Source organism: Corynebacterium sp. LaCa_70 (assembly GCF_058182015.1).
The window spans coordinates 1,540,914-1,553,029 of record NZ_CP190914.1; the positions used below are offsets into that span (position 1 = coordinate 1,540,914).

Sequence of the window (12,116 nt, forward strand, 5' to 3'; positions counted from 1 at the left end):
GCAACTTATTGTAACCACCCCACACTAAGTCTGCGCCATCACGATGCCAGGACCCATCGTGGCCTTCAGATCCCCCATCAGGTTATTAGAGCGCTCCACGGTCAAGTGATCTCCCAGTACCAAGACTTCCTCGGCATCGCCATGGCTCAGCGTCAAATAGACCTCAGTATCACCCGGGTGATCCAGCAGCACGGATTTCAGCGCGGCAATCGCCTCCATCGAGCACTGCTGCGTGCTCAAGTGCAGGCGCAACGGTAAGCCTGCTCCCCCGCCACGTCCCAACTCGGGCACGCGCATATCGTTACCGATAACTTTCTGGTCACCGTCACCCCAGACCTGGATCTGCGCTTTGAACAGCACGATATTGTCCTCGACAATGTCTTCGGCGACCAGCGAATAAGCCTTGCTAAAGACCCACACATCCACCTGCGCGCCGTGGTGATCCTCAATGGTGACAATCGCCCAGGGCGAGCCGTCCTTCTTGGAAAAACGCCGGTCAACGTTCGAAATAATGCCGCCGATGACGACATTTTGCTTTGGCCGAAGTTCACCGGAGACCACCGTCGTCAGCGCGGTATCGGTATAGGCAGCCAGTGCTTGTTCGAAGCCGTCGAGCGGGTGGCCAGAAACATACAGCCCTAGCATTTCTCGTTCGAGCGCCAATTCGTGCTTGCGCTCCCACGACTCGTCCGGGACGGTAATCGTAAACGCGTTTTGCTCGCTATCATCGCCCCCCATGCCGGCGAACAGGTCAAACTGGCCTTTATCCGCGGCCTTCTTCGTCGATTGCACCGAGTCGACGGCATCTTCCTGGATCAGCATCAGCCCCTTGCGCGGATGCCCCAGCGAATCAAAAGCACCGGCTTTGATCAAAGCTTCGGTAATCCGCTTCGAACACGGCAACAGCTCGATCTTGTCCAGATAGTCGCCGAAAGAACGGTAGGCACCTTTTTGCTTGCGCGTTTTAATAATCGAGTTGACCACTTCCGTACCAACATTGCGCACCGCGCCCATGCCATAACGAATATCCTTGCCGACGGCCATGAATTCGACATCCGACTCGTTCACGTCTGGCGGCATCACCTTGATGCCCAGGTGGCGGCAGTCTGCCAGGTAAATCGCGGATTTATCCTTCTTATCACCCACCGAAGTCAGCAGCGCAGCCATGTACTCCGCGGTGTAGTAGGCCTTCAGGTATGCCGTCCAGAACGAGACCAGCCCGTAGCCCGCCGCGTGCGATTTGTTGAACGCGTAGGACGCGAACGGCTCGATAACGCCCCACAAGGTATCGCAGGCATCTTTGGAATAGCCGTTTTCTGCCATTCCGGAAGAAAACTTCTCGTACTGCTGGGCCAGCACTTCTGGTTTCTTCTTACCCATGGCTTTTCGGAAACCATCCGCCTCACCAGCGGTGTAATTCGCCAACTTCTGCGAAATACGCATGATCTGCTCCTGGTACACGATCAGACCATAGGTTTCTGCCAGGATCTCTTCCAGCGGTTCCGCTAGCTCCGGATGGATCGGGGTGATCGGTTTCCGTCCGTTTTTGCGGTCGGCGTAATCCAAGTGGGCATTAACACCCATCGGGCCTGGGCGATACAGCGCAAGCGCGGCGACGATGTCTTTAAAGCCCGTCGGGTTCATGCGTTTCAGCAGCTCCTGCATACCCGTGGAGTCCAGCTGGAACACGCCCAGGGTTTCGCCGCGCGACAGCAGCCGGTACACCTCAGAGACCGCCTCGTCGTCAGGCGTGAGTGTTTCCAGATCAATTTCTTCGCCGCGGTTTTGCCGGATATTGCGCAACGCATCACCGATCACCGTCAGGTTACGCAGCCCCAGAAAGTCCATCTTCAGCAGGCCGATGGCCTCACAAGCCGGGTAATCCCATCCGGTGATGATCGCACCATCCGCGTTGCGCTTCCACATCGGGATGTGCTCCATCAGCGGCACCGAGGCCATAATCACCGCACACGCGTGCACGCCCGGCTGTCGCACCACGCCTTCCAACCCGCGGGCGGTGTCATAAATCTTTTTCACGTCCGGGTCGGATTCGATGAGGTTGCGCACCTCGGTGGCCTCGGAATAGCGCTCGTGCTCCGGATCCATGATGCCCGACAGCGGAATATCTTTCGCCATGATCGGCGCAGGCAGCGCGCCGTTGATGCGGTCGGCCATCTGGAAACCGGGTTGCCCGAAGTGCACCTTCGCCGAGTCTTTAATCGCCTGCTTGGTTTTCACCGTGCCGAAGGTGATCACCTGCGCAATCTTGTCCTCGCCCCAGCGCTCTGCGGCATAGGTAATCATTTCTCCGCGTCGGCGGTCGTCGAAGTCGATATCGATATCGGGTGCCGACGGACGCTCTGGGTTCAAGAATCGCTCGAACAACAGGCCATGTTCGATGGGGTCGATGTTGGTGATCGTCAGCGCGTAGGCCACCAGCGCACCCGCAGCCGAGCCACGGCCCGGGCCCACCCAAATACCCACAGAGCGGGCATATTTAATGATCTCGGCGACGATCAAAAAGTACGACGGATAGCCCTTGCCGTCAATAACTTCGATTTCATATTCTGCGCGCTCAATGTATTCACGAGGCACCTCCTGGCCCGGGAATCGTTCCGCCAGGCCCTCCATGACCTCGTGGTGCAGCCAGGTAGTCGGCGTATGACCTTCTGGCACATCCGCCACCGGCATGCGGTCATGCGAGTGCTCTTCCCACATGGAGGAATAATCACCGACGCGCTCGGCAATCCACAGCGTGTTATCGCATCCATCCGGAACCATATGATCCCAGCTCTCACGCATTTCGGCTGCGGATTTAATGTAATAGCCGTCGCCGTCGAACTTAAAGCGATCCGGGTCCTGGAACGTCTTGCCGGTCTGCACACACAGCATCGCCTCGTGGGCTTTGGCCTGCGATTGCAGGACATAGTGGCAGTCGTTGGTCACCAGCGGCGGCAAGTCCAGGCGTTTGCCGATCTCTAGCAGCTGATCCCTGGTGCGCTTTTCGATGTCCAGGCCATGGTCCATCAGCTCCAGGAAATAATTGTCCTTGCCGTAGATGTCCTGCCACATGGCTGCGGCTTCCAAGGCCTCGTTAAATTGGCCCAAGCGCAGGCGAGTCTGCACATCACCCGACGGGCAGCCGGTGGTCGCGATGATGCCGTCGGCATGCTCGGCGATCAGCTCGGCGTCCATGCGCGGCCACTTACCAAGCTGGCCCTCGTAGGATGCCAGCGAGGACAGCTTGAACAGATTTTTCAGGCCCGTAGCGTTTTCCGCGAGCATGGTCTGGTGCAAATAAGCACCAGAGGCGGAGACGTCGTCACGCTTTTGATCCGGGGTTCCCCAGCGCACACGGTTTTTATTGAAGCGGGATTCCGGGGCCATATAGGCCTCGATTCCGATAATCGGCTTGATGCCTTTCGACGTCATGCGGCGATAAAACGCATCCGCGCCGAACATATTGCCGTGGTCTGTCATGCCGACGGCAGGCATTTCTTGCCGGTTGACCTCTTCCGACAGCAGATCCACCTTGGCCATTCCATCCAACATGGAAAATTCGGTGTGATTGTGCAGATGAACGAAAGAGGAGTTTTTAGCCATGGAGTTATTCTAACGCTTGGGCGCTAGGACTCCAGTGCTTGTTCTGCACGCGCATGAGCTCGCAAAACAGAAAAAGCAGCAACCGCACCCAAGGTTGCTGCAAGAAGGCCTGGCCAGGCAAAAGAGCCGTTAAATACGCCGATTACCAAGCTGAAACAGCCCGCAAAAATCGCCAACAGTGCGACGCTAAACGTGATCGATTCTCGCTTCTTCATAGCCATGGATTCTAGCCGACACTCGCAGGCGGGTGGAAGGTAACCTGCGGTGGGCTGATGCCGAACTGCCCGAAGACTGCATCCGGCGGCAATACCTCGACGGCATAGACGTGCGGGGAATTCGCCAGCGGTGCTAGGTGCCTCGGAGTGTCATAGGCGACGACGGCGATGATGCCCGGCGTTGTCGCATCTGAGGCAGCACTGACAGTGTTAGCGAGAACATTCGCGAAAACTTCGGCGCGGCTACCGGCTGCAACGCGTGTGCTGGCTTCGGTGGGTTCCGGCAGATCCAGGATGTGTAAATCCTGCGTGATGACGGTGCCGACACGGTGGAGATCTGCGACGAGTGCGCCTGCTTCTGCGCCGGTGAGCGGTTCGGTGAAAGAGATCATCGCGAAGGCATTGTGCCCTGGCGCGTCGGCGAGTGCTGTGGCCAGGGAGTCGTCGGCAAGCGATTGGTACTCGGCATCAGGCTGCTGCGCATGCTGGCCCAGGTGATCGCCGGCGAAAGGCCGCGGGCGGGCATAATCATCGCCGCCCGCCAACCACATCAGCCCCGCAAGCAGCGAAGCAACGACGAGCAGTTCACCGAGAGTGCGGGTAAACATCGTGTGCCCAGTATCCAGTATCTCGCAACTATTGCCGCAACTTGCCGAGGGCGTCTGCAAGATCGTCCGGGTACGGCGCCTCGATTTCCATCCAGTGCCCGTCAGCGGGATGGTGAAAGCCGACCTTGACCGCGTGCAACCATTGGCGGTTGAGCCCCAGGCGCTGCGCGAGATTCGGATCGGAGCCATACATCGGATCACCACAACACGGGTGGCCAAGCGCGGACATATGCACGCGAATCTGGTGGGTGCGCCCGGTTTCCAGGGAGATCTCCAACAGGCTGGCCTCCCGGAATGCCTCGAGCAGGCGGTAGTGGGTGATGGCTCGTTTGCCGTCGTCGGTGACCGCGAACTTCCAGCCGGAACTCGGGTGGCGTCCAATGGAGCCGTCCACGGTGCCCTCGATCGGATCCGGCAGCCCTTGCACCAGCGCGTGGTAGGTTTTGGACACGGTGCGCTGGCGAAACGCATTTTTCAGGCTGCTATAGCCACGCTCCGAGGCCGCGACCACCATCACCCCCGAGGTGCCGACGTCGAGGCGTTGCACAATTCCCTTGCGTTCCGGCGGGCCGGACGTCGAAATGCGGAAACCGGCCGCAGCCAGGCCTCCCACGACAGTCGGTCCTTCCCAGCCGACGGTGGGGTGCGCGACCACGCCAACAGGTTTGTGCACGGCGATAAGGTCATCATCGAAGTAGAGAATGTCCATGCCTTCGACAAGTTCTTCCTTCGGCACCAGTGGTTTCGCCGGTTCCGGCAGCGTGACCTCCAGCCAGGCGCCTTCGTGCAAACGGTCTGACTTGCCGACGACCACACCGTCGACAAGCACGTCCCCGTCCGCGCTCAAGCTGGCCGCGACCGTGCGTGAGAGCCCAAGCAACTTGGCCAGCGCGGCGTCGACACGCATTCCGGCTAGGCCTTCCGGCACCGGAAGTGAGCGGGTTTCGCGAGAATTAGTGCTCATCATCGGCCTCCTGAGCATCAGCTTTGCGTGCGCGGCGTTCTTCGGTGAATACCGCGAGCAAAAACAGTGCGACGCCGACGGTGATGAACGAATCCGCAACGTTGAAGATGGCGAAATCACCCACGGAAATGAAATCCACCACGTGGCCAAACCAAAAACCGGGTTCGCGGAGCAGCCGGTCCACAAGGTTGCCACCCGCGCCGCCTGCGACCATGGCCAGCGCGATTGCTTGGAATCGGTCGTCGATGCGCGGTGCTGCGATGAGCACGCCGACGAGGAAGACCAGTTGGAAGGTGGTAAACAGCCAGGTCGATGATTCACCGCCCAGTGAGAATGCCGCGCCCGGGTTGTAGACCAGCAGGAAGCGGAACCAGTCGCCGATGATGTGGAGTGCTTGACCGGGTTGTAGTGCAGCTTCGATAGCGATTTTGCTGGCTTGATCGAACGCGACGACGGCCGCGATGATCAGCAGCATGAGCCGCAGGTAGGGTGCGCGTCGTCGAGTTGGCAACGTTTTTAACCTAGTCACGGGTTTTATTGTTCCTGAAAGTGGGGTTTTACGTGAAATCGCGGCGCTGGTTAGACTGGCGGTCGTGATTTCTGCTGCTGTTTGTGCCCCATTCGCTTCCGCCGGACGGACTTCTTCTCGACGCTCTGGCGCGTCTCGACGCTCTGGTGTTTCCCGACGCGTCGCCGCTGCTTCCCTGTTGACCGCTTCTGCGCTGGTGTTGGCTGCGTGCGGTGATGACGGGGCTGGTGCTGATGGTTCCGGTAGTGCGGAAACTGCAAATAGCGCAGGTAGCGCTAATAAAGCTGGTAGCGCTGGTGAGCGTCGCGGTGAGGCTCCCGCCACAGAGCAGGCGGTCGGCTTGCCTATTGACCCTCCACGCATCGAAGTTGTCTCCACTGGTGAGGGTGAGCGCGTGGCCTTGGCGTATGACGATGTCGATGCCGAACAGGCAGTTGATGTCGAGGTGTCGGAAGGGTTCGAGCAACTGGTGATGCGCAATGAGCAGCTGGTCACCGAGGCCCCCCAGGCTGGTGAGATGGTGACTACCACCCTGCCGGTTGCTGGTTCCGTGTTGGTTCCGGAGGGATTTGATGAGTCGACTCCGGGCGCGGATTCTGCAAGGCATGTGGATTTCCGGGTGCGGGACCCGAAGATTTCTGGTGATTCGGCAGAGGTTGCCTCTGCCGATGGTTTTGGTTTCGGCTGGTTGGCTGAGTCGAATGGCCAGTTGAATACGCTGTTGTTGGCTGCTCCGGAGCGAGCGAGCGATGAAGCCCGTGCGATTATGGAACAGTCTTTGACGAAGTTGGTCTCTACTCCGGTGATTTTCCCGGAGGAACCGGTTGGCGTGGGTGCCGAGTGGTCGGTGGATTCGCGCGTGGCTGGCGAGGCCACCATGCTGCAGACCACCACATTTACCGTCACCGAGATTGCTGGCGATGAAATCACGTTGGATGTTGCCGTCGAGCAGCGGCCTGCTTTGGGTGCATTGTCGTTGGAGGGCCAGGCTGGTGCGGATGGTTTTGCTGATGACACGTTGAATGTGACCAGTACGGATACGCGTTCGACGGGTTCGCTGACTGTTGATGTGCATAAGCCGTTGCCGGTTTCCGGCGAGCTCGATTTCACCACTCGCGTGGTATACGGCAATGAGAGCGGCGAGGCCAGCGTCGTACAGGATTCCTCGACTCGCCTGCGTTTTACGAGCACAAAATAGGCGGCGAAGTAGGCGTGCGCGCGGATTTTTAGAATGATGGCTCACCGGAGGCGCTACCGGTTGTGCGACCCACGGCTTTCTCTTTGTCCACGATGTGGTCATCAATCCTTTCCGGTCCGAGTGGTTCCAACCACGTTTTTTGTTTTTCATTCCGGTACTGCCGGTGAGTGCTTTCCTGGGCTGCTTCAAACGGATCAATAATCGGACCGGATACAGCACCAAAGCCCGAACCAGCACCAGCACCGACATCAACACCGAAATAGGTTTTCCTCGACGGCTTACCGTTGTGGGCAGGATCTTGTGCCTGCTCGGTTTTTCGCCGCGTATCATGCTCACGCATCTTCGCCATCCGGTCGGCGTCATGTTTTTCTTGCCGAATCTTATCCGCCTGGGCTTGTTCCCTGCGCTCCTGCCGGTAGCGTGCAACCTGGTCTGCCACCGTGCACACCCATTTCCGCTGTGACTTCGCCAGCGGACCATTCGCCTCAGTCGATGACCACGAACCATCGGCAAACAACCACACCACCGTTCCCGAAGCTGGTTCAAAAATAGGCCGGACTCGGCGATCAGTTTTGATGTTGTGGTGATGCTGGCACAGCACCACCAAATTCGCAGGTGTGGTTGGCCCACCCTCGTCGTACTCAATGACATGATCCAACTGCGATGTTGCTGCAGGCTTGCTACAACCGGGATACCGGCACGTGCCATCCCTGCCCACTACTGCTGCCCGCATCGCGGAAGTAGCCACGTAACTGGCGACCTGGAAGGTCAGTGCATCATCGACATCCACAATCTTGGTTGCCCGACTAGCAAGATCCTCGGCTTGCTTACCGAATACCACCTCGTAGCCTGCACCAGTCGCGGTCGCTGTATCCGTGGAAACAAACACTGGGGCACCGGGAATATCACTAGCCCGGTAGCACTGCAGGCTCACCTTCGGCCCGCTAGTGCCAAGGAGTAATTCCACAGTGGCATCACGCATCGAAAGCCCCGTGTCTTTCGCGTGCGCCCGAATGCGGGCATCGATTGTGGCGGATGTGGCCACATCCGTATCGAAGCGGAAACTCCGCGCATTATCACCGCTACGCTGGCTAATGGGAATATCAGAGTGCTCAAAATCTTTCCGGTCAGCTTGTCGCGGTTTATCAGCGACCGTAGAATCCAGTGCTTCGATTTCTTTACTGATTCTTCGCGCAATCGCATTTTTTGTGGGCATCACCTGCCCTGGTTTCTTTGGGTACAGGTATTTCACCAGCATTGCGTCAATATGCCGGTAAAGGGATGCGTCGGCATCGCCTGCTTTATCCATCGCCCGATCAATAGAAATCCAGCGTTCTAGATCGATATGCCACATCCGAGTCGCTAACTCATACAACTTTGGCAATTCTCGCATGCGCACAAAAGCATGCACGAGTTGTTCGACCCGGTACGGCGAGAGACCAGTATCTGCTATCAGGCCGGTAAAAAGCTCATCAACATCACCGTAGTTGGTATCTATCAGTCCATCCCAAAAATAGAATTCCTGGCGCCGCAACTCTAGTCCAACTAACGCTTGCTGGTTGTCAGGGTTGCAGTGAGAATAAAACGGTTCCGGGAACCGCGGCAAAGCCGCAACGTCATCGTCTAAGTCATCACCGTCGAGTTTGTTGTTGTGGTCATCACTGTGGTTACTGTCCATGATTCCTTCCCCCGAAATAATTTACTAACTAAGGATAGTTAAACCCTACTAAACACAATCCAATTAAGCAATAGTGTTCGAAAACTCATGAAGTTCCGAAAGGCGGATCCCACCAGACTCCAACCAACACCACCCAAACACTAAAACCGGACCTTCACACCCACCGCCCAAAAAAGAACCTTTATTCGAACAACGTATGGCCGAACAGGGATAACAGACGAAGTCCCGGAGCCCCCATTCGTCGACAAGCACCCCACGCCCATGACCCGACCACGCACACCAATCCCGTATAACGGCCCCACTCACCAACCCCGCATATCAAGCCCCAAGAAAGTGGGTTTTGCAGGTAATTCAATTTCGTGAATTACGCTGTGTTAACGTCGTTTTCGTGACTTGAATTACCGCTTCAGCCCAACCATCGGGATAACTGAATCGATTTAGCCACATGCAGTATTTCGGCAGCAGGAACGGAACTCCCACGTGGAATGCCTGCTTCTGCTGCTAAAAACAAATACCTAGCCCCTGGGCTTCAACTACATATCTGATTACGTGCCGATCGCACACTGCATGAGCTGCTGCATACGCCGCTGTTGCCGCCACCGCATTCGCGTCTGAGCACGTAAAACTTCGTACAGACTGAAAGGCCCCGTTGGCCAGCCTCAGCGCTACAGCCTTACAGCCTCACTACGAAGCTTTTTATCCACCTCACAGTTCGGAGTCTCCCATGAACCAATTTATGGTTAATACCGAAGCGATCGGAGGAAGTCTCGGGCTCACAGCGCTCGTCTCCGCCGTTCCACTGGTGACCTTCTTCGTCATGCTGTTGTTCGTGAAAGCACGCGCACACACCTCCGGCGCTGCAGCACTGCTGGCGGCCCTGCTCATCGCAATCTTTGGCATGAGCATGCCTGTCGACGCCGCGATTTCCTCGGCATTCCGCGGTGGTCTGTTCGGCTTGTTGCCGATCGTCTGGGTCATCATGATGGCGATCTGGTTCTACCAGGTCACCGTGGCGTCGGGCCGTTTCGAGGATCTACGTCGCACATTCGACGCCCTCGGCAACGGTGATATCCGCATCCAGGCAATCCTCATTGCCTTCTGTTTCGGTGGCCTGTTGGAAGCACTCGCCGGATTCGGCGCACCGGTGGCCATCACCGCAACCATGATCCTGGCCCTGGGAGTCAAGCCGCTCAAAGCTGCCACCACCGTGTTGCTGGCCAACACCGCACCGGTAGCTTTCGGTGCCGTCGCCATCCCGATTACCACCGCAGGTAACGTCGGTGGCCGCACCGTCGAACAGACCGAAAACATCGCGGCTATCGTCGGCCACCAGGCACCATTTTTCGCGTTCTTAGTGCCATTCATCCTGCTGTTCATCCTCGACGGCACCCGCGGCATGCGCGAAGCCGCCCCAGCCGCAGCAGTCATCGGCGGTGCCTTCGCCATCGCGCAGTGGTGGGCGTCGAACTTCTTCGCGTACCAGCTCACCGACATCGTCGCCTGCCTGGTTTCCCTGGGTGCCGCCTTCGCCTTCCTACGTGTCTGGCAGCCGAAAGGCGTTGCCGCAATGCGCAAGCGCCTCGACATCCCAGAGCGCGAAGACGATGGCGAAGTTCTCACCAAAAACCGCGTGTGGATGGCCATGATGCCGTACGCCGTCGTGACCGTTATCTTCGGCTTGGCCAACCTGGGCGAAACCATCCCGGGAATCCTGGACAAACCAAAGATTTCCTTCGCCTGGCCACTGCTCACCGACCGCCTCGTCAGCGCTACCGGCAGTGTCATCGACACCTCATATACATTCAAGATCATCAACAACCCGGGTACGCTGCTGCTGATTTCTGGCATCATCGTGGCGGTTGTGTACGGCATCTTCAACCACAACGGTAAATTCCGCGTGAATGCGAGCGACGTCGTCGGCGAGCTGACCAGCACCGCCTACAAGATGCGCTGGACCGCGCTGACCATCGTGATGGTTCTGGCACTGGCGTACGTCATGAACTACTCCGGCCAGACCGTGGCTATGGGCGCCTATGTGGCCTCGCTCGGCGCAGTCTACGGCTTCCTCGCACCTGTTCTGGGCTGGGTCGGTACCGCGATTACCGGTTCCGACACATCCGCCAACGCGCTATTCGCCAACCTGCAGGTCACCGCCGCAAATAACATTGGCCTGAATCCAGACCTGCTGCTGGCAGCAAACACCACCGGTGGTGTCGTCGGCAAGATGATCTCGCCACAATCACTGGCCATTGCCGCTACCGCCGTCAACCTAGAAGGCAAAGAAAGCGCGATCTTCAAGTCCGTCGTCGGCTACTCCATCGTGTTGCTGATCGGACTTTGCACTCTGGTCTTCTTGCAGACCAACATTCTGTCCTGGATGGCGCCCGTCGTGAACTAAAACTCACGCAACCAGCAGGCAACAAAACTGTAGGCAACAAAAAGGCCGCCCGCACACCGTGTACTTGGTGTTGGGCGGCCTTCCTCATGTCGACGCCGTGCTTGTCGCAGGATGTACTTGCCGACGCCGTACGGCAAATTGCCATGCCGCACGAGCCTTGTGATCAGGTGGCCCAATCGCCGCAGCAGCTGGGTTAAACGCCAAAAGCTGCCCCGAAAGCTAGCCCACGTGCTAGTCCGAAAAGCTCGCTACTGCGCAGGCTGCTCCGCCGGCTGTTCTGCGTGCTCGTCGTGGCCCTCAGGGTGGCCAGGGTGACCTTCTTCGATAACTTCTGCCTCGTTTGGTGGCACGTCGACGCCGTCATGCAGACACATCTCCGGCACCTGCTCCGGTTCCACGGTGTTGGTGACCAAGACGCAGGCCCATTCGCGCGAGAGCTTCCACTGGCCGTCTTGGTGGATGAACTCGACATTGTCGGCGGTCTGTGGTTCACGATCCGGCATGGTGTAGCCGACGATGGTCAACGCGGTGTCATCGGTGTATCCAGGGAAAACAGATTGCACTTCGAAGTTAGCGCCAGATTCGACCTTCGCGGCGGCCAAGGTATCAAACAGTTCTGGGAAGTCTTCGCCACCTTCGACGGTCTTGGTGCGCTCTTCTGCCGGAAGATTCGGATCAGATGCACGCTGCAAAACGCCGTTGAGTTCTTCTGCGGTTGGCAGATCGACCGGGGCGCTTTCCGCCTTGGTGCTCGATTCTGCGTTCTTGGTGGTTTCGGCGGCGGTGTCCGCATTTTCGGCGTCGTCAGAGCACGCTGCAAGGGTCAATGCCAAACCAATAGTGGCGGCGGTGATGCTCGTTTTCGTGAATTTCACGGTTTATCCTCCAAAATAGACATCGGCGTTATCGAGAACGAAGCCAGA

The 12,116-nt window shown here is 57.9% G+C and carries 9 protein-coding genes; 2 read left to right on the forward strand and 7 right to left on the reverse strand.

The window, feature by feature from the left end; translation table 11 throughout:
• Positions 1 to 24: 24 nt before the first annotated feature.
• From dnaE to lspA, 5 genes are read right to left on the reverse strand one after another with little or no spacing between them, the layout of a single operon-like run.
• Entirely contained in the window at positions 25 to 3,603 is a 3,579-nt protein-coding gene (dnaE, locus tag ACP8MI_RS06995) for a DNA polymerase III subunit alpha (protein WP_049168640.1), read from the reverse strand.
• A gap of 23 nt (positions 3,604 to 3,626) precedes the next feature.
• Positions 3,627 to 3,818: a hypothetical protein gene (locus ACP8MI_RS07000; RefSeq protein WP_018119858.1), complete on the reverse strand. Its 192-nt coding sequence runs from the start codon at positions 3,816 to 3,818 to the stop codon at positions 3,627 to 3,629.
• An 11-nt stretch (positions 3,819 to 3,829) separates the two neighbouring features.
• Positions 3,830 to 4,426: a hypothetical protein gene (locus ACP8MI_RS07005; protein ID WP_018119859.1), complete on the reverse strand. Its 597-nt coding sequence runs from the start codon at positions 4,424 to 4,426 to the stop codon at positions 3,830 to 3,832.
• Between the two features lie 28 nt (positions 4,427 to 4,454).
• On the reverse strand, positions 4,455 to 5,390 hold the full coding sequence (locus ACP8MI_RS07010) for an RluA family pseudouridine synthase (protein ID WP_049149128.1): 936 nt from the start codon (positions 5,388 to 5,390) through the stop codon (positions 4,455 to 4,457).
• Positions 5,380 to 5,919, reverse strand: a complete 540-nt coding sequence (gene lspA, locus ACP8MI_RS07015) for a signal peptidase II (protein ID WP_284571808.1) — start codon at positions 5,917 to 5,919, stop codon at positions 5,380 to 5,382. Before lspA ends, ACP8MI_RS07010 begins: the two co-directional genes overlap by 11 nt.
• A gap of 64 nt (positions 5,920 to 5,983) precedes the next feature.
• Here lspA and ACP8MI_RS07020 point away from each other — a divergent pair, with 64 nt between their 5' ends.
• A complete protein-coding gene (locus ACP8MI_RS07020; protein WP_186310210.1) occupies positions 5,984 to 7,117 on the forward strand; it encodes a hypothetical protein in 1,134 nt (377 codons plus the stop codon).
• Positions 7,118 to 7,145: 28 nt separating this feature from the next.
• On the opposite strand, the gene ACP8MI_RS07025 is transcribed toward ACP8MI_RS07020, so the two are convergent.
• Complete coding sequence (locus ACP8MI_RS07025; protein WP_144736187.1) at positions 7,146 to 8,795, reverse strand: HNH endonuclease signature motif containing protein; 1,650 nt, start codon at positions 8,793 to 8,795, stop codon at positions 7,146 to 7,148.
• A gap of 724 nt (positions 8,796 to 9,519) precedes the next feature.
• Between ACP8MI_RS07025 and ACP8MI_RS07030 the strand changes: the two genes are divergently transcribed.
• Positions 9,520 to 11,193, forward strand: coding sequence for an L-lactate permease (locus ACP8MI_RS07030; protein WP_018119864.1), 1,674 nt, complete (start codon positions 9,520 to 9,522; stop codon positions 11,191 to 11,193).
• A 248-nt stretch (positions 11,194 to 11,441) separates the two neighbouring features.
• Here ACP8MI_RS07030 and ACP8MI_RS07035 read toward each other — a convergent pair whose 3' ends face one another.
• The gene (locus ACP8MI_RS07035; protein WP_018119865.1) at positions 11,442 to 12,068 is read right to left on the reverse strand and encodes a WKL family lipoprotein; all 627 of its coding nucleotides are present in this window, start codon (positions 12,066 to 12,068) and stop codon (positions 11,442 to 11,444) included.
• Between the last annotated feature and the right edge of the window lie 48 nt (positions 12,069 to 12,116).